Below are 24,602 nucleotides of genomic sequence, written 5' to 3' on the forward strand. Positions count from 1 at the left end.
ACCTCATTTCTTAATCTGCAGCCGACTTTGATCCCAGCCCAGCTTTTTGCTGACTTCGGCGGGATAGCTCCAGTCCTCTGATTTGGCATGCGTTAAGAGCACGGGACTGCGTGTTGCCGCCATGGCGAGTGCCTGGGGAAGATCCAGGTATCGCAGCACATTCAACAGCGCGGGGCCCTTCTGGTGAGAGACGGGTAATCCTTCCAGTTCGAGTGATTCGATTCCGTTTTCGAAGAGCGATGCATACAGACACAGGACGGCTGCATTTCCGCTGCCGTTTAAAGTCAGTTTCGCATTTACGAAGTCTGTTTGTGCCCTCACGATCTGGATCGCGCGGCGGACATCCCAGATCTGCATGCCCTCCAGGGACTGACCCAAGAGATAGAAACGCCGACGAATCTGTACCTGTTTTCGCTCGTTCTGGTTCCATTGACTCAGGCCGATGCCCCGTGGTGCGAAGTAGGCAACGGGAGTTCCGGCTTCCAGAATCTGCTTTCGGAAATCCTGAAACCGTTTTTCACTCTCCCCGGAGGAAGCCTGCTCTGCCTCCCTCCCCGGGAAAAAGGGAAGAATGTGTTTGAAGTCAGTTTCCCAATCGGACTGATTCAGCACGACCAGATTGACATTTTCGATGTTAGAAGAATCGCTTCCTGCAGGCGTCACGATGAACAGTTCGAGTGGCACATGTTTCTGAGTTTCAAAGAAGATGGTTTTCAGTACCAGTCCCTCTTTGGTAACTGATTTTACTTCGGGTTTGATGGCGTCGATTTTTTCAGGCCAGGCGCGGAAGGTTTTCTTCAGCAACTGCTGTTTCCAGCGTTCTGTCTGCTGTTCCCACTCCTGTGTGTCTGCCGGAACGGGGGCGGGATCTGCCAGTTTCACAAAAGACTCCTGGATTTTCGCATTCTTCTGGTCTGCGGGCAGTGTCTGGAAGACTTTCAACTCTTCAGGAGTGTGGAATTTGGTCGCCGCCATTTCGATCAGACTGTCATCCCCTTTGAGAAAATGATTGAACCAGCGGAACGCGTGAATGCGCAGCTCCTGTGTATCTTTATGCGGACCTTCGGTGATCTGCAGACCCAGATTCTGAGGGACGCCATACAGTTCATAAATCTGCATGGCACTGCGGTAAACATCGACGACGCCGTCCAGGGGGAAAATGCTGTCCTTATCGGTGTTCGAAATCAGTAACGGTCGCGGCGCCACGAGGGCAGCCACCTGGGCGTAATCCCATTGATACGTATTGACCATGAACATGCAGTCGCAGTGCCCTTCGATCACGCCATCAATCACATGATTTTTCAAAGAGGTGATGCCGGCAACCGGGACGGCGGCTTTGATGCGTTCATCCAGTGCGGCGATCCACCAGCTGTAGGCTCCGCCACCCGAGCGACCGGTGACGCCCAGCTTCTCGCCATTCACTTCAGGCCGCGACTGCAGATAGTCGAGGGCGCGGATGCAGTTCCAGGCTTCCACTCCTGCGGGAGTGTAACCGCGTGAAAGCCATTCCCACATCCCTTCCCGGTAGGTGCCGTGATGCAGGCCTTCGATTTCGCCCAGCTGCAGTGTATCAATCGTCAGGCAGACATACCCATTGCGGGCGAACCATTCGCCGTGATGCTGGTAATGGACCTTGTTGCCGTAAATGATGCCGTTTTTCTTAACGCCGCCGTGACCGCAGACATACAGGATGGCAGGGATTTTCCCTTCCTGCTTCGCGGGACGATACAGGTTCCCGGTGACGTACAGGCCGGGACGGGACTGAAACGAGATGTTCTCTACGATGAAGCCATCGCTTTCGATCGTGCCTGTGATTTCCGGTTTGAGATCAGTTTTCGCAGGTTGTGGCGAGAGCCCCAGCATTTCAAAAAGCTGTTTGCGGTACGTGACGCGTTTCTTTTCCCAGTCTTCGAGCGACTTGATATTTTTGAGGCTGCGATTGGCCAACTGCATGGTCTGGTCATGAAAGTAATCGCTCAGGTTCTGGTCGGCGGTGCTGGGGCCAATCACTTTGCGAGGATCAGCGGCATGCGAGGCTGTTGTCGCGAGCAGAAGTGTGAGGAGGGTCAGCCAGAGAAACGGGCGGCGGTGTGAATTCAGAGCCATGATCATTCCTGTCGTCAGCAGAGGCGGGAAACGGGAGAGTGTGTAATTCCTTAATAAGGGTAATTATTGTACCAGTGCCCCTCTCGTCTGTCAGCAGAAGGGAGCAAAAACCTGTCTGATGTGCATTAATAGTTGATCAGGCTGTGAGGGCTCAGAGGAAGATTTCTTTCTCATGGATTTTGCTGTGGGGGACGATGCCGGCCCGCTGTGCTTCTTCGACCAGTTCCGCCCCTGCCCCGCGATAAGCGTACAGCGCTTCGCCTGGACTGACATGCTGATTCCAGCGAGACTGGAAGATGTCGACCAGACTTTTGTTGCGCGCGAGTGTCGCCGGGACCGCATGCACCATCGCCAGATCGGTTTCCGTCTTGCGAAAAAAACGTCCGAGCAGATCGGGCAGCAAACGTGAAATCCAGGTCTCTGCGATCTGATTGACGTGCCGGGGAATCACATAGCGGGCGCCCTGTAAAGGGCCGAACACCTGATTGACGGCGGAAAGGAACAGCTCGCAGTCTGCCTCCGATGCCTTATCCAGAAAGACGCGAATGTAGTTCCCCGATCGCGCACCGATCTGCAGTGAGGATTCGTGCGAAAGCTGCCCCGCTTCCTGTAACGATTCCAGAACGGCACGGCTCACCGCTTTGGTTAACGATTCCGCCGACCAGGGAGAACGCAGACCCTGAAACGGCATGAAGCCCCAGCCGGACCCTTTGCGGCTCGAACTGTTGATCTCAATCGATTTTAACGGGATGCCCTGATAGGGGTCGCCGATCTTCCAGAGCTTGCGGGATTCAGCGCGTTTGGTGGAACGGGTCAGCATATCGCTGTTGAGCAACTGAACTGATTCTTCCAGACCTTCCGGCTTGAGTTCGGTAAACGCGGCGTGAACGTGTCCGACCCCTTTTTCGATCAGTCCGTCATCGGTGACACCAAACAGGCGGCAATGTTTTTTGTTGAAACGTTCGTAGTCGTCCAGCCCCTTCGTGAACTCGGGGGCAATGCAGACCACGTCCCAGTTGTTGGCAACTTTTTCCGGCTGATCGGGATCGAGGCGAAAGGAACGGCCCCGTAACTGATTGACGGTCATCGATGTCGTCACGGTGGTCAGGTCGATGAGCACGTTGATCTTGTTCGCATCCCAGCCTTCCCCCAGCAGGCCGCGAGTACCGACCAGACAGCGGGTGATGCCTGCCTGGAACAGATCAGTAATCATCTCGACGTACACACGCGGCGACCACTGGGAACCGCTGCCGTTCAGCAGGTCGAAGCCGTCAAAGGGCTCGCGACTCAATGTGACATCGATGTTGCGGGCCTGCAGCCACTCTTCTGCCCTGCTCTGCAGCTGATCGGCGATGTCGTCGTCCACCAGCACGCTCGAGCCGGTCAACAGTACCGGGTTCAGCCAGTCGGTGGGCGGATTACTCACCAGTTCTTTGAAGGCGGCAATTGCGCCACCTGCTTCTTCATCGAGCAGGTGTTCCACTTCGGCGGAAGTGGCTGACGTTTTTTCGAAATCAGCGATCACCACGGCACGAATCTGTTCCTGCAGGTTTTCGATTTCCTGACTGAGAATCGGAACCAGCGCGTTGATTTTATTTCGCGAATACGCAATCACGCGACCGACGGGAGACGCACACGCCTGACAGCCTGTTTCAGTGATCTGCAGTCCCAGCAGGCGAAGCTGGTCGATGGCCTGTTGCGCCAACTCCTGATCAGCCTGCGAGGGAGAACGGCGGAGACGATGCCGAATGTACCGATCGAGTACCGGAGCCCAGTAGTTCAGGCGGGGAATGTCCTCTTCGATCAGATCGCCGGAAAGGGGCGGCACATGCGCGGGAAGCGCAACGCTTCGTTCCTGCAGAAACAACCGCGAAGCTTGCGCGAGTGCCGGGTCGCGGCGTTCAAAGGTCGCCCAGTCTTCAACCTTGCCCGAAGGAAGATCCAGATTCGTCAGCACCTGCAGCAGCCAGTCCTGCATCGGTTCAGCACGTTCAACGGGGGGCCGTTCCTCGGTTTCTGAATCAGGGGAAGTTTCTGATTTTGGCTCCGCTTCTGCTGCGGTGATGCGAGGCGTACACAGCGTTTCCATAATCAGCTGCAACTGGTCGTCGGTGTTGGCGACGTACGACAATTCTTCGGGCGTCGGTCTCACGAAGTAAGCCAGGTCCTGATACGGGGCCAGGTAACCATCTTTGACGACCGCGGGGATCGGGACCTCGTAATCGATGGGACCGAAGAAGTCGTTGTAGCGGTCGATGTCTTCCGGGCGTTTTCCCTTTTCATCGGGAGGCGTTGCCGTCAGGCCGATGATGACCGGCTGATCCAGATAGTCGTGTGCATCAGCCAGCACCCGACCCCAGTGCCCCATCAGGTGATGACATTCATCGAGGATGATCAAGCCGAGCCCCAGTTGTTTGAAGTTTTCCAGAGTCTCCTGCGACGAATCGTGCAGCATCTCCAGCGCGTTCCCTTTGAGGATCGCAGCGTCGCGTACCGCTTTGCGATAAACGCGCATTCGTTTCTCAAAGTAATCGGGATTATGCACTTTGAGGTCGTTGATCCAGATCTGGGCTTCCGCCGGGTCCTGTGCCTGTTCCTTATAAATGAGGACATCCACCCAGAAGTCGATCGCGTCGGCTTCGAGATCGGCGTCCCCCTGTCGCGGCAGCGTGACGGACTGGTAGGTCAGTGAAGTCAACAAGGCGCTGCTGTTCGTTTCGGTCGAAACCAGTTGATGTGGTGCAAGCGAAGACTGAAACAGGTCGGTGCGGGCGGCCCACTGGGACTGAATCGCAGAATTCGGTGAAAGCACCAGCGCCGGTTTGCGGATGTGCTGCGCCCAGAGAAACAGTCCTAATACCGTTTTGCCGGAACCGGGAGGCGCGACGATATGCAGACGCTTCTGACCGGCGGCCAGCTGCTGTTCGACAACGGCAATCGCCTCGGCCTGGGAGGGGCGGAGTTGTCCCTGAAACCGGATTTCAGGAAAACCGTCGCTCACGGGTTCTCCCCGGAATCGGTGGATGTCGTTCGGGATGTCTTGTCCTGATAACCATCGGGGTGCTTCTGAAACCAGTTCCAGGCGGACTGAATGATGTCTGTCAACGCGGTGTGGCGGGGCGTCCAGCCCAGTTCGCTGCTGATTTTTTCGTGAGAAGCAGATAGTATCGGCGGGTCACCGGGACGGCGGGCCTGGTATTCAATGGGGATTTCACAGCCGGTCACCTGCTCTGCCGTCTTCACGACGTCGAGTACAGAGAATCCGCTCCCCAGTCCGACATTGTAGAACCGGTTGGCCTGCGGCGTGAGTGCGTTCAATGCCAGCAGATGGGCCCGGCAGATGTCTTCGACATGAATATAGTCGCGGATACAGGTGCCGTCCGCGGTCGGGTAGTCGTTCCCCAGGATGGTCACATGCGACTGTTTGCCGAGTGCCGTATTCAGGCAGTTGGGAATCAGGTGTGTTTCGGGATTGTGATCTTCTCCCAGCGAACCGTTCATCGAGCAACCGGCGACGTTGAAGTACCGCAGGCCGATAAACCCGAAGTTGGGATAACTGCAGGCACAGTCGGTCAGAATCTGCTCGATGAAGAGTTTCGACCAGCCGTATGGATTGATGGGACTTTGTGCGCTTGCTTCGGTGACGGGAATCTGTTCCGGAATGCCATAGGTGGCGCAGGTGGAACTGAACACAATCTGGCTGACGCGCGACTGTCGCATCGCCTGCAGCAGTGAGAGCGTGCCCGCGGTGTTGTTGGCATAGTAAGGCAGCGGGTTTTCGACCGATTCGCCGACATAGGCGAGGGCCGCGAAATGAATCACCTTTTCGATCCGCTGCGACTTCATGACATCGATCAGTTCATCGGTCTCGCCCAAATCAAGCTGAAAAAACGAGGCCTGGGAAGGAACCGCTTCCCGGTGTCCGCGGGACAGGTTGTCGATGACACATACTTTCTGCCCGGATGCAAGCAGTTGCTGAACACAGTGTGAGCCGATATAACCCGCGCCGCCGGTAACAAGGATCGTCATGAGGTCTTCTTAAAGTGAAAGTCAGTCGAGGTTTATTGAAAGATGATTTACGTTGTATTCCAAAACGGGTACGATAACAGTAGCCATCGGTCTTTGAATCGATCATGCTGAGTGATTCCTGCCATACATTAGCTGTTTTTCAGTCATCGGTAAATCAGATGTCGCAAAATAATCCCAATTCCGACTCGCAAAACTCCGAAACCATTCCGCTGCAGCAGACTCCGGGCGTGGAAGTCTCCGCCGAAGTGGAACCGGCCAAAGCGGTGACGGAGCAGGATCTGCGCGTCAAAGAAAAGAAAAAGCCGCCAGCGAACCAGCGGCTGGTCTCACTGGACGCCTATCGCGGCTTCGTGATGCTGGCGATGGCGTCAGGCGGCCTGGCGATTGCCAGTGTGGTCCATAATTCTCCCGAAATACTCGACAAGTATGACGGGACCCAGTGGGACTCCTCCTGGAAAACACTCTGGCAGACCCTGTCCTATCAGTTGAGCCACGTCGAATGGACGGGGGCCGGCTTCTGGGATCTGATTCAGCCTTCGTTCATGTTCATGGTCGGCGTATCGATGCCCTTCTCCGTGCGCAAGCGCAAAGAAAAAGGGGATTCCACATTCAAGATCTGGATGCATGCACTCTTTCGCGCCGTGCTGCTGGTCGCGCTGGGGGTCTTTCTCTCCTCGCAGTCCGGGCCGCAGACAAATTTCACGTTCGCGAATGTCCTGTGTCAGATCGGACTGGGATACCTGGTGGTCTTCTTTTATGTGAACCGCTCGTTCATGACACAGATGATTGGCATGGTCACGATACTGGGGGGCTACTGGTTCTTTTTCTATCAGTACATGCCTCCTGAAGACGAACTGGCGGCCGTCAAAACCTACCTGAAGGAAGTTCAGCATAAGGACGAAGCGGAGTGGTCGCAGTTCTCCGGGATCGGCAGTGCCTGGAACAAACATACCAACGCGGCAGCGGCCGTGGATCGTCAGCTGTTAAACATGTTTCCGCGGTACGATAACCCCAAAGACGATCCCGACCAGGGAGATACCTTCTGGGTGAATAACGGCGGCTACCAGACATTGAATTTCATCCCGTCAATTGCCACGATGCTGTTTGGCCTGATGGCGGGACAGCTGCTGATCTCCAATCGGGGCGATAACATGAAGGTCATGCGGCTGCTGCAGGCGGGGCTGATCTGCTTTGGTGTTTCGATGCTGCTGGATACGTCGATCTGGCCGGTGAATATCAGCAACTGGGAATGGCATCTGGTGCCGATTGTGAAACGCATCTGGTCGCCTGGCTGGGCCATTTTCAGCGCGGGCTGGGCCTTCTGGTTCCTGGCGGTCTTTTACTGGATCATCGATGTCAAAGGCTACAAAAAATGGGCCTTCCCGTTTGTGGTGGTCGGTATGAATTCCATCGCCATGTACTGCATGGCCCAGCTGATTCGACCCTGGATCCAGAAATCACTCAAGATCCATCTGACCACATTCGATCAGGCGACCGGCTGGTCGGTGGGCGGTTCACTGTTCAGCGCCGACTGTCCGTATGCTCCCATTGCGGTCTCGGCGACCGTGCTGTTCGTATTGTGGCTGATCTGTCTGTGGATGTATCTGCAGCGGATCTTCATCAAGATTTGATCGGAATTGCCTGAAAACAGGCTGGCTTTGCTTGCACGGGCTGCGGAATGCCTATAGAACACGTTCACTTTCAATGGATTCATTCGAAACAGAAGAGAACAGAAACAGACGATCATGAGCGAAAACGAAGCCTCCCGCGAACTGCTGGAAACATTTGAGAACCCCCACCCCAACCGCGACTATGTGATGGAAACCGTGTGCCCGGAATTCACATCGGTCTGCCCCAAAACCGGCCAGCCCGATTATGGCACGCTGATCATCACGTACATTCCGGACAAGGTCTGCTTCGAGCTCAAGTCACTGAAAATGTATCTGCAGAGCTACCGCAACGTCGGTGCCTTTTATGAAGACGTGACCAACCGCATTCTGGACGATCTGGTCGCGATCACCGATCCCCGCTGGATGGAACTGCGGGCCGAGTTCACTCCCCGCGGCGGCATCAGCAGCACGGTCACCGTTTCGCATCACAAAGAACCGTCGGACGACTGATTCAGCGTTTCAGCTGCGATAACACGGGATGATTGCTGCGGAGGTGGAATTCGAGTTCCTGCCGCGCGGTCGTCCAGTCTTCCTCGAGCAAGGCGTTGAGGATGCGCTGATGCTGCTGGATTTCCTGAATTGCGGCGGCGCGGTCGTTTGATTCCCAGAGGAACAGCAGATCGAAATAGCGGCCGTGCCGATCGAAGAAACTGATGATGTAATAGTTGTCCGACTGCTTGATCAGATATTCGTGCAGACTGTTGTCGATCTGCAGCGGTTCGTCATCCGTAGCGGGGACCTGGTTGCCGGCGAGGATCTTCTGCAGCACACTTCGGTCGAGGCTCCCTTTGGAGAGCTCGAGCGCCTTGAGTTCGAGGACCACGCGGACTTCGATAAAGGCATCGAGATCGTGCTGATTGAACGACCGCAGTTTCCAGCCGCGCCGGGGGACATGTTCCAGCATACCGTCCCCTGCCAGGCGATTGAAAATATTTCGCAGGCTGGTGCGGCTGATTCCATATTTTTTCGCAGACGCCATTTCCCGCAGAAACAGAGCCTCCCCTTTGAGGCTCATCGTAAGCAGGTCATCGGTGATCCGTTTGAAATGATCTTCGGGGGGCGCCGGCTGCGGTGACTTTGCCGCGGTTCGCGCATCGCCGATCCGGTCACTGTTGACGCAGAGCCGCCGATTCTTTTCACGATAGAGATAGCCTTCTTCGATCAGCTCATTGATGGCGTGATAGATGGGGGTGACGCTGACCTTGTAATGATCCGAGAGCGCAGCAAGCGTCAGCGATTCCGGCGGCAGCTCATCCCGCGACAGCCGCGCAATCAGATCGGCTTTGATATAACTGGTGAGTGTCAAAATCTGCATCATCGCCCCTCGGTCGAATACCTGTCGAGGCGATTGTATGTGATATTGGTGACAATGTAAATGGTGGGCTTTTGATTCCAGCGTGATGATAAACCGGATATTTTTTCTGGTTGAAAGAAATTTAATTTTTAAGCACTTATTACACATAAGTTTACGAAGTGGTTTTGGGTTGACTACTTGATTTTGTTCACGCAATATGTTATGGTAGGGTCTTGATTACTGCACATCATGTTGTGTGTTGGGAAATGGAAGTTCTTAATTCTACTAAATGTATTCAGGAGGAATCTCTATGTCATTGCCACCTATTCCACTCGATGATTTCTTTAAAAACATTGAGAGCAAAGGGGCGGCCGATGTCCTGTCCACTATGCAGACGAAGTTGCTCTCAGCAGTAGAAGTTGCAAAAACAGCTTATATTGAACAGAAGGCTGCAAAGAATAATGCAGGCAAAGGTTTTGGGGCCCCGGAGCCAGAGCAGGCAGCACGCGTTGCTTTTCTGGAGAATTTGCAGTCTTAAGCATTCGGTTTTTCGCTGACCTTCAAAGTTATGGGGAGAGGACTTGAGGGAATCTTTTTCTATTTCATGGAGGTTTAATTAGAGATGGAATCTAAAGTTATTAACGAGCTTGGACCTACTGATTTTGTTGGTGAAAATTCGGATGATAGCCTTACAGTTAAGAGTCGAGAGATTGCGACAGAAATAAAGTCAGACACTAATTCAGAAATACACTGCGTGAGTATATCGAATTACATGGATTCGCCCATAGCTACTTTCCAGTGTGATACAGTTTTAACAGGATGCACGGTCGATTCCATCACTGATACCGGCATAGACGAAAAAGTCACATCGGTACGGAATGATTCAGAGCAACAACAGATCTTTAAACCTTTCAGTGAAAATGAATCGTATACATTATCCACTGATTATATTAACTCGGTAGAGGATCGGTATGTTCCAGCAGACCCACGCGTTATCACCCGGTCAATGATGCAGCTAGAAGAGTTGCATAACGCCGTTCAGTGCTGTCGTAATAGAGAAGTAATAGCAAGATCCAGAGTATCCAAGTCAAGGTACATGAGGCTTGCCGGTTCTATTTCAGCTACTGTTGGAAGTGCTGGTGTTCTGGCATCTTTAGCCACAACATGGCCTGCAGCAACTATTTTCACTGGCTCACTCGCGTTGATAGGTTCACTCGCAAGCTTAGGTTCTGAGCACTTCCAAAACAAGGACGACAAGGATAGTACAGATTTAATCGATCTGAATTTTCAGTTTTCCGATGCTCGTTTCCAAGCGGAATCATTAATCAACGAGTTTAATATTCTCCTCAATAACTACCCACAAAATTCGGATGAAGCAGCCCTTGTAGAATTATGTAAACTGTCAAAATCAATTTGCAAAAAAATCAATAAGTTGGACGCAAGGATCGTGTGAATCCAGGTAACTGTTTCGTGAAATGGAGCTATTGTCATGGGACCGTTCAAGTGAGTTACATGTTGTGTATAGGAGATGTTTTCACTAACATCCTTGAGCAATAGAGGCATTTGTTGGGAAACAAAAAATTTCAAGCAGCTATGGTTCTTGCTGGCGCTGTTCTGATACCCATTACTCTAGTCGCAGGGGCAACGCAACTTTTCTCCAAATAAACGCAGAGACGCCGGGGAGAGTCGAACTCCTGACCTGCGCATTACGAATGCGTTGCTCTTATGTCTGAAGCTTCGCTTGTGTTCAGGTGGATAGTGTGGCATGATGGGGGCGGGCTGATTCAGGCTGTTCTGTTCCGGCCCTGGTTCTGGCACACGCGTGTCTTCTTTAATGTGTGTCGCACCTTTTTTCAACTTCCTGCTACGGAAGTCAGGGGGAGTTGCTGTGACGCGGTTATTTGTGAAGCTGGCTGTGTTGGTGGTTGTGGTTGCGCTGTTCGGATTCAATCGGAGCCACAAAGTTGAGAAGCAGGCGAAGCCGTTTGCGGTGATGGAGAATGCGGGGGCCGTCCACAGCCTGTATAAGGAACTGCCTCTGACGGAAATCACCCGGGCGCTGCCGTCCGGTTCGGTGGATGCGATTGACGTGGATACCCGGTATCCCCAACATGTGATCGGCATTGTCGAAGTGACTTATCCGAACGGGAGACCACAGCGGTTTCAGACCACGTTCAAAAGCAGCGCGGGAAAAAGCATCGTGAAACAGTGGCAGCCCGCCGAAGGAAATCCGGGGCCAACCGCGACCGGGCTGTTCATGCTGCCTGAAACTGTCGTCGCGGGAACAACGCAGGTGCAGACAGTCGACTGATTTGTGAGAGTTAGTGCATGGACGGTTTGATGAAACAAGCGAGACGCAGCGGTTTCACGAAGTGGGAAATCCTGGTTGTTGTGTTGGTTATCATGGGATTAAGCGCCCTTGTTTTACCTGTCGTACGTCGAAGTAGAAACCCCAAAGGTCCCCACGGGAGGATGATTCCTGTTGTTGCGCCGAATGAACAGAATCGAGTTGCTCATCCCACGGGGCTGTCCATCATCGCACCATTGAACTGGGACCAGTCACAGACTTCAGTTGTGCACGACCCGATACTCAGTATTTCGCCGCGTGGTACTCCGGGCCGACGTGTAAAGTCACTTTTATATATTTCAAAACATAATATCCCTCCTGAAGAAGAATTAGTACATTATTCGAAATTGAAATTTCAGAATTATCCTGCCTATGAAAAGATGGCCATTACACGCGAATATATGTTCGATGATGGAGCCCAGTCAGAATACGACCTCTACATCAACCGGGATGGTGAGTGGTGGCATGTTAATTTTTTAATTTCTGATGAAATGACCGCATTACCTGCTATGATGCGCGAGTACATTAATACGTTACAATTTCCTCCAGCCGAACCAGGCGCTCCATGAGTTGCGGCTTTCCGCCTGAATCGTGAGGCAGTATCACTATGGAAAATCAACGTAACGAAATTGAGGAGTCGTTTCCTCCCGTCCCTGCCTGGAAGCCTGACTTCCGGTCGGAGTATGCTGAACTTGTTGAGCGGTTTGCGTATTACACGGACCGGGACAAAGATTTTCTGATTCTCAAATATGGCACGATTGTGCTGCTGGAAAACGGTCTGGACGATGCGGCCGCCGAGGAATATGCAAGGGAGGTCGTGACCGAGATCTTTGAGTACCACCCGGATATGAATCCGCAGAAGATGGATGACGGGAACGTGCTGGTGTTTTACAATTATCCCGCGTTCAACGTGGTACTGGAAAAACTGGCCCGGGAACACTGGATTGCCATTGACCAGAATCATCAGCAGGGCCTGTGTCCGGATGAAGTCTTAATGACGCCTCTGGGGAATAATCTGTTTGATGACTTCGGGAAAAAAGCATTGTACGGCAGATGCTGTTTTTTCATGGATGCCCAGGAGTTTGAAGTCCAGGACGTGATTCGTAACGCTGCCTGAATTCACATGAGATTGATTTAGGACGCTCTGTTCAGAGAGAGACCCCATGAGAAATGCACGAATATCGAAATGCCAGCCAGGGATTGACTTTTGATTTTTACGAGATCGATTCAGTGAAATATCCGTCGATTACCAAAGCAGTCGCGAAACAGTTTCAACTGGAACCAGTGGGGGAACTGGTGATCGGCGCGGATGAACTGTTTCAGGAATATCAGCGGGAGGGTCTGCGTGTCGGCCTGGAATGGGATATCTGGTCGGGCTATATCGTGGTTGCGAATACGGAAGCCGCAGAAGATCTGACGCGGGACATTGCGACGTTTATTGAAGCACGGTTTCAGGGTTGAGTGCGTGTTGTCTTTCCCAGACGGGGTGGCACCGAATGCAATTCGGTGTTGTCGCAGACAACGGGATGTGGCAGGGTGACTGCTGTCTGGTGAGGAATCGTTTCTTGCTCTGGTAGCGATAGTGAGTCGGATTCCTCTGATTAAATCGAACTCTGGAACTGCGACCTCCTGCTCGCTGCGCTCGGCCCGAATTTTATTCGGGCCCACCCTTTTTTGTTGTTCGGGTGTCGATATTTCTTTCACTGGTGGCGAGCCACCAGTGCCACCCGGGGTGTTTTATTGATGTTGTTTCATCGCAGTTGGATTACCCGGACATGCAGATCGATTCACATTCTCTGTGAGGACTGCCTGTTATATTAGAAAGTCGTGGGTGGCACCGAATGTAATTCGGTGTTGTCGCAGACAATAGGAAACTGACGGGGTGCACCTGCAAGTCAGGTGACTCTCTTCGATTCCAGTTAGCAGTTGGGTTGGACAGCCGGTGCTGATTTGCTTGCTTGCTCTGACAGTTTCCTGCTCGCTGCGCTCGGCCTGAATTGCATTCGGGCTCACCCTCCCTCCCCCACAAAAAAATATGGTTGTTCTTCATCTAAAAATAGTAAGGAGTATTATGTTTGTTATTAAAAAGGAATGCAGTGCGTTACAGGAAATGGATCCGGTTGAGTTGGAGCGCGGTCAACAACAGAGTGAAGCCGATATTGCGGCGGGACGACCTGTGTTGTATATCCAGACGCGCAGTCGCTGGGGAGAACTGCTGACGTACCTGATGGCCGAACGTTTTCAGGTGACGGTAGAGCATATCAGCGATATGACCACTCATCAGCAGAATTCGTATCGGGCAGGATATAATTTCGTCACGGCTCAGTATATCGACCGAACTTTTGGTGCGGGGGCTTGTCAGAGTGTAGAAGATGCCGTTGACTGGTTTCGTTACTATCATTATCGACTCCATTTTCATCCTGAGGAGAATAATCCTCTGCGTGATTTCTGATGCATGCTATTAAGTAGACAACAGGATGCTGACGGGGAAGATTTCGAATTCAGAGTAAGTATTGGGAATCGGTTTTCGCATTGGCTGGTTGCCATTTATTGAGTTGAATGATGGCACTGTTTGTTTCCTGCTCGCTGCGCTCGGCCCGAATTACATTCGGGCCCACCCGCTGAAAGGTGAGCTGGAGTATGGTACTGGGAATGAAATGACGATTTATTTCTACACAAAAAACGATACGTACGGTGAGTTTTCGAATTTTTCGCCGCATGGAGTGGAACTGGATGGATTCTGGTGGCCGACGGTCGAGCATTATTTTCAGGCGCAGAAGTTTGCAGAGGCAGACTACCGCGAACGTATCCGGAATGCGCACAATGCGAAACAGGCTGCGAATCTGGGACGGAGCCGCAAGGTTCCGCTGCGGGCTGACTGGGAAGAGGTCAAGGAGGGGATCATGTACCAGGGAGTGCTCAGGAAATTTCAGACACACGCGGAACTGAAGATTCTGCTGCTGTCGACCGGAGAACAGGATATCGTGGAGAATGCACCCGGTGATTACTACTGGGGTTGCGGCAAGGACGGCACCGGGCTCAATCGGCTGGGGGAGATCCTGGTGCGGGTCCGTGGGGAACTTCGGGAGGCTGAGTGAAGTCCATGCTATTTCAGGTTGCTGGGTGGCACCGAATGCAATTCGGTGTTGTCGCAGACAACGGGAGGTGGCAGGGAAGACTTCTGATTCAGAATATGTTTTGTGAAGCTGTTCCTGCATTGGGTGGAAATTAAGGGCTGAATTGCTTGCCTTCTCTGACAGTTTCCTGCTCGCTGCGCTCGGCCCGAATTTTATTCGGGCCCACCCATTTTTGGGATTCGGGTGTCGATATTTATTTCACTGGTGGCGAGCCACCAGTGCCACCCGGTCGAATCAAACTATGCGAGGATTTTGTCGATCACGGTGCCGTGGACGTCGGTCAGGCGGTAGTCGCGGCCCTGGTGTTTGAAGATCAGGCGCTCGTGGTTCAGGCCCATGCAGTGTAATAGCGTAGCGTTGAGATCGTGGATGTGGACCGGGTTTTCGGCGACGTTGTAGCAGAAGTCGTCGGTGGCACCGTAGGAGATGCCGGGTTTGATGCCGCCGCCGGCCAGCCACATGGTGAAGCAGCGGCCGTGATGGTCTCTGCCGTAATCGGTGCTGGTGAGAGTACCCTGGCTGTAAATCGTACGACCGAATTCACCGCCCCAGACGATGAGGGTATCATCGAGCAGACCGCGCTGCTTGAGGTCGGTCAGCAGCGCTGCAGTGGGCTGATCGATGTCGCCACATTGCAGGCGGAGATCACTGGGGAGGTTGTAATGCTGGTCCCAGCCGCGATGGTAAAGTTGAATGAACCGCACACCCCGCTCTGCCATGCGACGGGCCAGCAGGCAGTTGGCGGCGTAAGTGCCCGGCTTGCGGGAGGCGTCGCCGTAGAGTTGGAAGGTCTGCTCGGTTTCACTGGAGAAGTCGGTCAGGTCGGGAACCGAGGTCTGCATGCGATACGCCATTTCGTATTGTGCGATGCGGGTCTGGATTTCGGGATCGCGGTAATCGTCGAACTGTCGTTGATTGAGTTGGGAGAGCCCGTCCAGCATGCCGCGACGGCTGGCGTCGTTGATGCCCGGCGGATTGGAGAGGTACAACACCGGATCGCCGTTCTTGCGGAAGTTGACACCCTGGTGGCTGGAGGGGAGAAAGCCGGTGCCCCACAAGCGCGCATACAGCGGATCTGCCGGTCGCGAAGCACTGCCGTCGGAGATCAGGACGACGAACGAGGGGAGATTCTGGTTCTCACTGCCTAAGCCGTAGCTCGACCAGGCGCCGAAACTGGGGCGCCCCGGTTGCTGGTGGCCGGTCTGCATCAGGGTGACTGCGGGGTCGTGGTTGATGGCTTCGGTGTGCATCGATTTGATCACGCAGACATCGTCGATCACGCGCGCGAAGTGCGGTAGCGCATCGCTGACCCAGGTGCCGCTCTCGCCATGCTGCTGGAAACGGAACTGATTGGGGGCGGCGATAGGGAACGACTTCTGGCTGGAGGTCATGCCGGTCAAACGCTGATCGCCGCGAACGGAATCGGGGAGTGGCGACGAGTTCAACTGCTTGAGTCGGGGTTTGTAGTCGAAGAGTTCCATCTGCGACGGGCCGCCATGCATGAAGAGATAGATGACCCGTTTGGCTTTGCCCGGAAAATGCGAACTGGTAACTGACGGCGATTCACCGGCGAACAGACCCGGGTTGAGCAGTGAACCGAGCGCGGCGGCTCCGATGCCGGTCGCGTTGCGACGGAAGAACTGGCGGCGGGTGAATTCGTGTTGTCTGTCGTTCAGGTCAATCTGCATGACGGTTTCCGGGTGAACGCGGTTATTGTTTGGTCAGGGTTTCATCCATGTTGAAAATTGTGCTGGCCAGCATGGTCCAGGCAGCGAGTTCGGTTACTTCCCGAGTTTTGTCGACCGGAGTTTCGCCGACACTGATCAGCTTTGCTGCGGCTGCAGGATCACGTTGATAGACGCTGGTCTGCTGCTGGAGAATGCGGCTGAGAATCTGTTGTTCTGCTTCCGCGGGCTCTCGACTGGTGGCAGTGCGGAACAGAAAGCGAATGCGTTCGGCGTCGGTTGTCTGCTTTTTTAAGGTCTGTGTGGCAAGGACGCGGGCGGCTTCGATGTAAGTGGGATCGTTCATTAACACCAGTGCCTGGAGGGGCGTATTGGTGCGGGGGCGAGACACGGTGCAGGTTTCGCGTGTGGGGGCGTCGAAGGCCATCAGACCGGGGGGCGGGCTCTGACGCTTCCAGTAAGTATACAGGCTGCGGCGGTAGAGTCCGTCGCCAGTGCTCTGTTCATAGGAGACATTGCCGTCATAGGAGACCGCTTCCCAGAGTCCGGGGGGCTGATACGGTTTGACGCTCGGTCCCCCCTGCTTTTCCACGAGCAGGTCGCTGATCTGCAAAGCGTTGTCGCGAACGGTTTCAGCGTCGAGTCGGAAACGGGAGCCGCGGGCCAGCAGACGGTTTTCGGGATCACGTTCGTAAAGTTTCGGTGTGACGCGCGAGGACTGCTGATAAGTAGAAGAGAGTACGATCTGCTTCAGCAGGTGTTTGACGTCCCAGCCGCTCTGTTGGAATTCCGTAGCCAGCCAGTCGAGCAGTTCGGGATGACTGGGCCATTCCCCCTGCGAACCGAAATCGCCGACCGTTTTGACGAGCCCTACGCCGAACAACTGCTGCCAGAGCCGGTTCACATAGACGCGGGCGGTCAGCGGATGCTGCGGGCTGGTGAGCCAGCGGGCCAGGCCGAGACGGTTCTGCGGGAGTTGCGGGGAAAATGCGGGCAGGACCTGCGGGACGGCGGCGGTGACTTTTTCGCCATGCTGATCGTAGACTCCTCGTTTGAGGATAAAGGTCTCCCGCGGTTTATCGTTTTCGTGCATGACCATCGTGGTGGGGATGCGCTTCTGCAGTTTTGTCAGTCGGCTGCGGAGTTCATCCAGTTGTTTCTCGGCGGTGCGCAGGGAAACGGGGGCGGCGGTTTTGAGGAAATACTCACGGAGTTCCTGCTGCTGTTGTGTGGTCCGTTTTTCAGCGGGGAGGGAAAGCAGAGTGCTGAGGAACTGTCCGTCTGCGAGTTCCCGGGCTTCGTCTGCGGAAAAAGCACGTTCGTAGATGCGCAGGTCGTCGAGTGCTCCTTTATAGAAGGCGCTGGTACTGCGGCGGCCGATGCGGAATGGCTGATCGACGGTGATGTCCCCTGTCAGACTGTCGTACGGGACTGAGGTGGTTTGCGGTTCACCGTTGAGATAAATGTGAACGCCGGCGGCGGTGGATGAGCCGTCATAGGTGACGAGCAGATGCTGCCAGCGACCGGTGCGGATGCCGGCGTCGGTGACGATCTGGATGGCGTTGGAGTTCCATTTGTGAATCAGGTGGACGGAGAGTTTTCCTTTGCGGATCATGATGTCGAAGCCGCGCAGGTGGTTGGAATCGTCATTCTGCGAGAGCAGACAGATGGGGCCGCCGGACGCAGGGTTGATCCAGGCAGCGAGGGTAAACGGTTTGTCGCGGTGGAACCGGAACGGCGTGTTGCTTTCCAGGAGTGTGGTGCCATCGAATTTTGCGGCTTGGTCGACAAAGCCGGGCGTGATTTCGACCGGTCCCAGAGCAGTCAGCGACTTATCGGTTTTCAAATCGTCCAGCGGTTCATAAACGACCAGTTGATCTGCTGAGGGGGGCGTGAGCCGGCTGAGTACGGTCTGTTCCCACTCTTTCTGTTCTGCCTGCAGTTGTTCCTCGCGCTGTTGCTGTTGTTGTTCCAGCGCTGCAAGTTCGTCTTTGAGCTGCTGTTCGCGGGCCAGATATTCTCTGGAAGGAATCTTGAGGATCGGTTTCGCATTGCCGGCGGTGCCTGTATTACCGGTTTCGGGCGTGTTGTTGAAGAAGGCGAAGAGCTGGTAGAACTCTTTCTGAGAGAGGGGATCGTATTTGTGATCGTGGCAGCGGGCACAGCCGAAGGTCAGCCCCATCCAGACCGTGGAGGTGGTGTCGATCCGGTCGACGATGTATTCGACGCGGTATTCTTCATCGATGATGCCGGTCTCCAGGGTGGTCATGTGATTGCGGTGGAAGCCGGTGGCGATGAGCTGGTTTTGTGTGGGATCAGGCAGCAGGTCGCCCGCCAACTGTTCGACAGTAAACTGATCGAAGGGCATGTTCTGATTGAAGGCGTTGATGACCCAGTCACGCCAATGCCACATCTCCCATTCTTCGTCAGTGAAATAACCGCTGGTGTCGGCGTAGCGGGCGGCGTCGAGCCAGTAGCGGGCCTGGTGTTCGCCGTAACGGGGAGAACTGAGCAGGCGGTCGACCAGCTTCTCATAGGCTAGAGGAGATTGATCGTTGAGAAAGGCATCGAGTTCCGCAAGCGTGGGAGGCAGGCCGGTCAGGTCGAGTGAAAGACGACGGCAGAGTGTGGCTTTGTCCGCGCGGGGCGAGGGTTGTAACTGTTCCCGTTCCAGTCGGGCCAGGACGAAGCGATCGAGGGGCGTTTGTGCCCAGGTCTGCTGTTGGACGGTCGGCAGTTCCGGACGTTGCGGCGGTATGAACGACCAGTGCTGCTGATAGGCGGCCCCCTGCTCGACCCAGGTTTTGAGCAGTTGAATTTCCGCGGGTGAGATTTCTTTCCCGGAATCGGCGGGCGGCATTTTCAAATCGGCATCGGTGGTCAGCAGGCGTTTGAGCAGTTCGCTCTCTGCAGGTGATGTTCGATTGATGATCGCATAACCGTCGCGCGGTCTGGTGGCGTCGGCGGGGTCATCGAGTCGCAGGTCGGCGGCACGAGTGGCGGGATCGGGGCCATGACAGTGCAGACATTTTTCGGAGAGAATCGGGCGGATGTCGCGGTTGAATTCGATTCGCGACCCGTTGTCCGCAGGCTCGGCTGCCGAAACGGTCTGATGTTCCGACCAGAAGGACTGAAACAGGCAAACGGCAATGGTGGCAGGCAGGATCAGGTTCCGTAACGGTTCAGGCATGGACCAGCTCTTTACGGTGGGAGTGTGACACGGGGATCGGGATAATATTTAAGTTAGTTTAAATATTAGCAGGCGTTGATGGATTTGTCACGGATCGATTACAAGAAATCAGGTTGCGGGATGAATTGGATAGCTGGTGATGAGGCCCACGGGGAGTTCGGTTCTGCCGTTGCGGATCCGTGTTTTCTGTTTTAACTGATCGATGGCGCGCTGGAGCTGTTTCACATCGGTGGCCATGATCAGTCCGCCGCCAGGTTGAATGAGGATGATGTACCCGGGTGTGGATGGGTTGGGTTTCCAGGAGCCGACTTCCAGCCAGAACGCGCAGCCCGGATTCTGGCTGGACAGGACCACGCCGAGCGGCGTGCGCAGCGTTTTCGCCAACTGGTCGGCGGCGGCTTTGATTTCCGTGGAACTGTCAGCGGGAATCGCGACGGGCCACAGCCAGCTGGTAAAAGTGGGAGCCTGTTCCTGCGTCGGTTGCTGACCGTTGACGGACGCACTGCTGGAGAGTGTGATTGCCAGTAATCCGAAGATGAGTGAATTCAAGGTGATACGTCGCATGGACAGGACCTGTTGTTTGCGGGGAGCGAATGGGATTCCTTGTCTGTCATCGTAACGGAATTACCGGGAAGCATGCCAGATATTTCTCGAAGCGGTCGTTTTATTCTGTTAGACTGATGTGTGGATATGAAAAGTGTCTTTTCTGAAAGAGACTGTGATGATCAAGCTCGTCGAAACTATTCTGAAAGGTGTGTTGGGCGGCGTCTTTGCCGGGTTCATTCTGGGCTTTTACCTGACAGTATTGACCAGGGATTATGTGATTGAGCCAGGCCATTTTCAAACGGACGTATTGTTCGAGCAGGGACAAGTCCGTTTTACCCAGGTGGTCATGCTGGGTTGCATGGGCATCCTGGCCCTGGTGGGGCCCTTTATAGTCGCGGCTGAGTTTGGACCGTGGCTGCGGCATGCGGTGTATGGACTGGTGTCCTGCCTGGCTCTGGTAGTGGGAGGGGCGTTGCTGGGGAGCAGGCTGATGAATGAGCCACTGGTTTATAATTCAAAAATGGCAGATCGCACCTGCATTGATGCGGCGCGGCTGTACGGGATACCGGCTGCGTTTGTGCTGGGGCCGATCACGGGGATGCTGATTGGCGGGGCTCGTGTGAAATGGTACAGACAAAAATCAGGCAACATACAATCATCGACGAGAATCATGTCATGAGCGAAATCTTGTCAGAACAGAGCTATCGACCAGGTCCGTGGTACCGGAGTCTGTTTAGCACTTACAGGTTTCTCACTCTTGCAATCTGCGTTTACATGATTCGCGAGGCCTGTTCCAGAGGTGGCAACCTGACGGACGGATTTGTGATTCTTACTCTCATTTATATTACCATCGTGATTTTTATGAGCACGGCAGGTGTGTGGGCTTTTCTGGCTTACTCGCGATGGGTTCGGGTGATTCTCTCAGAGCAGACGATTACGAAGATGGAAGGTGATAAAGAACACGTGATCGCTTTAAACCAGATTTCTCACCTCAACTGGTTATCGATTTCTGATGAGATGATCGTCGAATCACCAGCCGACTCGCTCCGTATCAACCTGGATGATTTCAAGCGAAGCGATCAACACGCGATTATTACGTTTCTGCGCGAAGTGGTGCCTGTTGAAAAACAGGAAAAGTGGGAGCCATTTTCGGAAGTTCGGCGGCGCAGTATTGATCCCGATTTGCCTCTCACTTACTGGCAACGGTTTATGACAGGGATGTGGATCACTGCGACAGGGTTAGCTGGAGTCATGTGGTGGAGTGAATCGGAGATGATCTATCTGATACTGATCCCTGCCTTCGTGTTTTCTGCGATCCGCAGTTATCGGGGGACATAAGGAATCCTGTGGTTTCAGTATGGTCGTTTATGATGACGAATGAAGGTTATGATCAATGCCGGGGTGGAAAAGAAGTTCAGAAGAGCAGCCTCCTTCCGAAAAGGAGTTGTATTGTCCTCGGAATTATTACCTGGGAGTCTTATTGAGTTCGATACTACTACCGGCAGCCCTCTATGTTTTTATCTTTCATGTTCTGGTTGACTGGCAGAACTATACTCAATTTAAGAACTCCGTCGCCACACCTGTAACCAGAGTGTTGCATGTTGAACTTGTCGAACAGCAACATCGAGAGCAACCATTGGAAGAAGTTGTTGTGAAATATGAATATACATATAAAGGGAAACTTTATACTGGTGATCGCGCATCCATATTTAGTGGCGGAGAGCGTCATGGTTCTTTTCATAGTGATCTTTATGAGAGAATCAAGTTATTTCAGCAAGGTGATGGGCCGCTTGTCTGTTACGTCGATCCGCAGAATCCTGCTGAATCAGTCCTTGATAGATCATTTCGCCTTGGTAGTTTTCTGATGCATCTCATACTACCGTTAGGATTAACCGGGTTTGGGTTACCAATCTTATTCAGTATCCTGAAAGATAAGAAACGCTATTTTGCGTTGAGGTAAAAGCGTTGTGTCTCTGGCTAAAAAAGTCAAAAGTGTGAGCCGTGGATTTAGACATTGAAAGAATGAGTGAGTCTATGAATCAGACAGAAACGGGAGAGAGTCAGAAAGGACTGGTCTTCTCAGCGATTGCCATTTTTATGTCAGGTGTTATTTCCAGCTGGTTCTGGTGGACAGGGGCGGGAATCATCTTCCTGCTGAATGCTTTTGTATGTCTGATTTGTTTCCTGGTTACCGTCAGAAATATTTATATTCGGAAAACGGCGGAACTCCATTCTCTCAATCAGACTGAAACACAAGCAGAAACAGATGTATGAAACTGACGGGGTAAAGGTTCGATTGAAGAGCAGCAGTTCGATTCTCGTTGTTATCTGGTTGGGAGACCACTTGCTGAGTGGAGTGGTTGCACTGACAATTTCCTGCTCGCTGCGCTCAACCCGAATTTTATTTGGTCTCTGAAACTGAATAGCGAATCACATGCAGACATGGTTCTGTATTTGTGCGGGAGTCATTTTCAAACTGATGAATGATAATCAACCCACAAAATGTTATCGATTGCGTCGCGATTATCTGTATTTGGGTATTTTGGGTTCGATTCTCTGTCTGATTTTCGGGACCGGTTTTTCGCTGGCCGCCTACTGGAATCTGGATGGTTCCTTTCGATATCCTGTACCAACAGCCATATTTATTGTGGTGTTTTTTTCATTTATTATGCTACTGGGTATCTGGATCATTCTCGCTTATTACCGGGAGCGCCTGGAGATTTCACGGGATGCTTTGATTAAGCACGACGTCTTTCATGTAACAGAAATCGCCTTTGATGAAATTACGCAGCTCCAATGGTTTTCTCTGTCAGGTGCGATTCTTGTAGAGTCTCGGTTTCAGAAATTCAAAATACATATCGATAATTTTCAGAAATCCGAACAGATTGAAATTACGGAATGTCTGCGAAATTCCGTCGAATATGATTTGCAGGAGGGATGGGATAAATATCGGAGACTCAAATCATCACTCTTTGAAACAACCGATCAACCTGTGAAACCAATACGTTTTTTGCCTGTGATTCTGGTGTTGATCTTCGCTGGCGTGTTTTTCATTGCCTGGTGGTATGATCGAGGAGTACATTTTCTGGTGGTCAGCCTGATCAATCTGGTTGTCGCAATCAGGTGGTTCTCCAGGTTCAGAAAAGAACGTCTGAAAAATTCATCATCTGTGTAGCCTGAGTAGAAAGACGAAACAGACCCATGAACCCGATTGTCTATCACTGTGCCTCGGGGCAGGCATTTTTTACGGGGGTGGTGCTGGTACTGCTGGCGGTGCTGTTGTCGCTGTCTGAAAAACGGATCGCGCGGCGGGGGATGGTGCTTTCGCTGATGATTGGGCTGCTGGCGATTGTGGTCTCTTCGACTCCCCTGCCCTGGTGGTACTACGGTGGCACGGCGCTGGTGAGCCTGTTCTGGCTGGTTACCCTGTTCACGAAACGCTGGCGGAAGGTTGGAGCGGAGGCCATGCTGGGAGTCTGGCTGCTGGGATTGCTGCTGGAAGTGCCGTATCATCTGACGCCGGGAGTGGAACCGGTTTCTACGCGACGACTGACGGTGATCGGGGATTCGGTGACGGCGGGACTGGGAGATGCGCAGACGGAAACGTGGCCGCTCATTCTGGCGCGGGAACATGACATCGCCGTACAGGATCTGTCGCATGTCGGAGATACGGTGTCCACGGCAAGGCAGCGGGTCGCTGAGACAAACCTCGATGCGCCGCTGGTGTTGCTGGAAATTGGCGGAAATGATGTCCTGGGGAGTACCACGCCGGCTGAGTTTAGAACCAACCTGGATCGATTATTGAGAGAAGTGTCTGCACCGGGCCGCCAGCTGGTGATGCTGGAACTGCCGCTACCCCCATTTTATCATGCCTTTGGTCGGATCCAGCGCAGACTGGCGAAAAAACATGGTGTGAAGCTGGTGCCGAAACGGGTGTTTCTGTCAATCCTCGCGGGCGGCGATGCGACGCTGGATTCGATTCATCTGTCACAGGCAGGTCAGCAGCAGATGGCGGACGTGATGTGGGGGATTGTCGGGCCGGGTTATGTGGTGGAATGACTGCAAAAGGTATTTAAAACCTCTTTTCCCAGCCAGGTCTGCCAGACTTAATTAGAGGTGAATGCTTGTGGTTCACTCTCCGGCGAGGTGGAAAGTCGCTTGCGGAGCCGTTTCCAGAGGAAAAGCTCCACAAGGAGTTGCAGATTGATAACCAGGAAGATTGTCAGTCCAATCAACGCCGGGATGTTCCAGTTTGCCTCGATCAGGACGAGATACAGGATGGCAATGCAACTGGCTGCAGCCAGTGTTGCAGCAAAAAGAGTCAGCCCCAGGATACTCCGTTGGGATCTCTGTTTAATCCCGTTCGCGAACAGCAGGAAGAGCAGGCCCGTGATCAGATGCAGCACCGCGCCGAACAGAATAACGGGATTCAAAACCAGGCTGACCAGAAGGAGAACTGCTCCGAAAAAAAGGCAGTAACCGCCCGTAAAGCGGGTGAGTTTCGAAATGTTTTCAACGAACTTCTTTTCTGTGGCAGGCGTCAGAGGCATCGTCTAGATTCCCCGAGATTTCTCATATGGATCAACCTGAGATCAGAC

The 24,602-nt window shown here is 53.4% G+C and carries 24 protein-coding genes; 16 read left to right on the forward strand and 8 right to left on the reverse strand.

Going from position 1 to position 24,602, the window contains the following annotated elements; translation table 11 throughout:
• Positions 1-3 precede the first annotated feature (3 nt).
• The 3 genes from ACN0YN_RS06000 to galE form a co-directional block, all read right to left on the reverse strand.
• A complete protein-coding gene (locus ACN0YN_RS06000) occupies positions 4-2,106 on the reverse strand; it encodes an alpha/beta hydrolase (RefSeq protein WP_417384084.1) in 2,103 nt (700 codons plus the stop codon).
• Positions 2,107-2,257: 151 nt separating this feature from the next.
• Positions 2,258-5,107 carry a DEAD/DEAH box helicase gene (locus ACN0YN_RS06005; protein WP_417384085.1) on the reverse strand — a complete coding sequence of 950 codons (2,850 nt, stop codon included), beginning with the start codon at positions 5,105-5,107 and terminating at the stop codon, positions 2,258-2,260.
• Positions 5,104-6,135 carry a UDP-glucose 4-epimerase GalE gene (gene galE, locus ACN0YN_RS06010; RefSeq protein ID WP_417384086.1) on the reverse strand — a complete coding sequence of 344 codons (1,032 nt, stop codon included), beginning with the start codon at positions 6,133-6,135 and terminating at the stop codon, positions 5,104-5,106. Before galE ends, ACN0YN_RS06005 begins: the two co-directional genes overlap by 4 nt.
• Positions 6,136-6,293: 158 nt before the next feature.
• Here galE and ACN0YN_RS06015 point away from each other — a divergent pair, with 158 nt between their 5' ends.
• Both ACN0YN_RS06015 and queF read left to right on the forward strand, forming a co-directional pair.
• Positions 6,294-7,766, forward strand: a complete 1,473-nt coding sequence (locus ACN0YN_RS06015) for an acyltransferase family protein (protein ID WP_417384087.1) — start codon at positions 6,294-6,296, stop codon at positions 7,764-7,766.
• A gap of 114 nt (positions 7,767-7,880) precedes the next feature.
• Positions 7,881-8,255, forward strand: coding sequence for a preQ(1) synthase (gene queF / locus ACN0YN_RS06020; protein ID WP_417384088.1), 375 nt, complete (start codon positions 7,881-7,883; stop codon positions 8,253-8,255).
• Position 8,256: 1 nt separating this feature from the next.
• On the opposite strand, the gene ACN0YN_RS06025 is transcribed toward queF, so the two are convergent.
• Positions 8,257-9,123, reverse strand: a complete 867-nt coding sequence (locus tag ACN0YN_RS06025; protein ID WP_417384089.1) for an FCD domain-containing protein — start codon at positions 9,121-9,123, stop codon at positions 8,257-8,259.
• A 286-nt stretch (positions 9,124-9,409) separates the two neighbouring features.
• Here ACN0YN_RS06025 and ACN0YN_RS06030 point away from each other — a divergent pair, with 286 nt between their 5' ends.
• The 8 genes from ACN0YN_RS06030 to ACN0YN_RS06065 all read left to right on the forward strand — a co-directional run bounded on the left by ACN0YN_RS06030 (position 9,410) and on the right by ACN0YN_RS06065 (position 14,544).
• The gene (locus ACN0YN_RS06030) at positions 9,410-9,637 is read left to right on the forward strand and encodes a hypothetical protein (protein ID WP_417384090.1); all 228 of its coding nucleotides are present in this window, start codon (positions 9,410-9,412) and stop codon (positions 9,635-9,637) included.
• Between the two features lie 84 nt (positions 9,638-9,721).
• A complete protein-coding gene (locus tag ACN0YN_RS06035; RefSeq protein WP_417384091.1) occupies positions 9,722-10,552 on the forward strand; it encodes a hypothetical protein in 831 nt (276 codons plus the stop codon).
• Positions 10,553-10,987: 435 nt separating this feature from the next.
• The gene (locus ACN0YN_RS06040; protein ID WP_417384092.1) at positions 10,988-11,410 is read left to right on the forward strand and encodes a hypothetical protein; all 423 of its coding nucleotides are present in this window, start codon (positions 10,988-10,990) and stop codon (positions 11,408-11,410) included.
• A 17-nt stretch (positions 11,411-11,427) separates the two neighbouring features.
• Positions 11,428-12,015: a type II secretion system protein gene (locus ACN0YN_RS06045; RefSeq protein ID WP_417384093.1), complete on the forward strand. Its 588-nt coding sequence runs from the start codon at positions 11,428-11,430 to the stop codon at positions 12,013-12,015.
• A gap of 38 nt (positions 12,016-12,053) precedes the next feature.
• Entirely contained in the window at positions 12,054-12,563 is a 510-nt protein-coding gene (locus ACN0YN_RS06050; RefSeq protein WP_417384094.1) for a hypothetical protein, read from the forward strand.
• Between the two features lie 53 nt (positions 12,564-12,616).
• A complete protein-coding gene (locus tag ACN0YN_RS06055; RefSeq protein ID WP_417384095.1) occupies positions 12,617-12,907 on the forward strand; it encodes a hypothetical protein in 291 nt (96 codons plus the stop codon).
• Between the two features lie 610 nt (positions 12,908-13,517).
• Complete coding sequence (locus ACN0YN_RS06060) at positions 13,518-13,898, forward strand: hypothetical protein (protein ID WP_417384096.1); 381 nt, start codon at positions 13,518-13,520, stop codon at positions 13,896-13,898.
• A gap of 205 nt (positions 13,899-14,103) precedes the next feature.
• Positions 14,104-14,544 carry an NADAR family protein gene (locus ACN0YN_RS06065; RefSeq protein WP_417384125.1) on the forward strand — a complete coding sequence of 147 codons (441 nt, stop codon included), beginning with the start codon at positions 14,104-14,106 and terminating at the stop codon, positions 14,542-14,544.
• Between the two features lie 278 nt (positions 14,545-14,822).
• Here ACN0YN_RS06065 and ACN0YN_RS06070 read toward each other — a convergent pair whose 3' ends face one another.
• The 3 genes from ACN0YN_RS06070 to ACN0YN_RS06080 form a co-directional block, all read right to left on the reverse strand.
• A complete protein-coding gene (locus ACN0YN_RS06070; protein ID WP_417384097.1) occupies positions 14,823-16,271 on the reverse strand; it encodes a DUF1501 domain-containing protein in 1,449 nt (482 codons plus the stop codon).
• A 22-nt stretch (positions 16,272-16,293) separates the two neighbouring features.
• Positions 16,294-19,458 (reverse strand): DUF1553 domain-containing protein, encoded by a 3,165-nt coding sequence (locus tag ACN0YN_RS06075; protein WP_417384098.1) that lies wholly within the window; start codon positions 19,456-19,458, stop codon positions 16,294-16,296.
• 108 nt (positions 19,459-19,566) lie between these two features.
• Entirely contained in the window at positions 19,567-20,022 is a 456-nt protein-coding gene (locus ACN0YN_RS06080) for a hypothetical protein (protein WP_417384099.1), read from the reverse strand.
• 157 nt (positions 20,023-20,179) lie between these two features.
• Between ACN0YN_RS06080 and ACN0YN_RS06085 the strand changes: the two genes are divergently transcribed.
• From ACN0YN_RS06085 to ACN0YN_RS06110, 6 genes are all read left to right on the forward strand, one after another.
• Positions 20,180-20,683, forward strand: coding sequence for a hypothetical protein (locus ACN0YN_RS06085; protein ID WP_417384100.1), 504 nt, complete (start codon positions 20,180-20,182; stop codon positions 20,681-20,683).
• Complete coding sequence (locus ACN0YN_RS06090; RefSeq protein ID WP_417384101.1) at positions 20,680-21,342, forward strand: hypothetical protein; 663 nt, start codon at positions 20,680-20,682, stop codon at positions 21,340-21,342. Before ACN0YN_RS06085 ends, ACN0YN_RS06090 begins: the two co-directional genes overlap by 4 nt.
• A gap of 55 nt (positions 21,343-21,397) precedes the next feature.
• Positions 21,398-21,964 (forward strand): DUF3592 domain-containing protein, encoded by a 567-nt coding sequence (locus ACN0YN_RS06095; RefSeq protein ID WP_417384102.1) that lies wholly within the window; start codon positions 21,398-21,400, stop codon positions 21,962-21,964.
• Between the two features lie 74 nt (positions 21,965-22,038).
• Positions 22,039-22,278, forward strand: a complete 240-nt coding sequence (locus ACN0YN_RS06100; RefSeq protein WP_417384103.1) for a hypothetical protein — start codon at positions 22,039-22,041, stop codon at positions 22,276-22,278.
• Between the two features lie 205 nt (positions 22,279-22,483).
• Entirely contained in the window at positions 22,484-23,179 is a 696-nt protein-coding gene (locus ACN0YN_RS06105; protein ID WP_417384104.1) for a hypothetical protein, read from the forward strand.
• A 26-nt stretch (positions 23,180-23,205) separates the two neighbouring features.
• Positions 23,206-24,063, forward strand: a complete 858-nt coding sequence (locus ACN0YN_RS06110; protein WP_417384105.1) for an SGNH/GDSL hydrolase family protein — start codon at positions 23,206-23,208, stop codon at positions 24,061-24,063.
• 47 nt (positions 24,064-24,110) lie between these two features.
• On the opposite strand, the gene ACN0YN_RS06115 is transcribed toward ACN0YN_RS06110, so the two are convergent.
• The gene (locus ACN0YN_RS06115; RefSeq protein ID WP_417384106.1) at positions 24,111-24,554 is read right to left on the reverse strand and encodes a hypothetical protein; all 444 of its coding nucleotides are present in this window, start codon (positions 24,552-24,554) and stop codon (positions 24,111-24,113) included.
• Positions 24,555-24,602 lie beyond the last annotated feature (48 nt).

Origin of the sequence: Gimesia sp. (assembly GCF_048260065.1) — a bacterium.
Lineage (GTDB): Bacteria > Planctomycetota > Planctomycetia > Planctomycetales > Planctomycetaceae > Gimesia.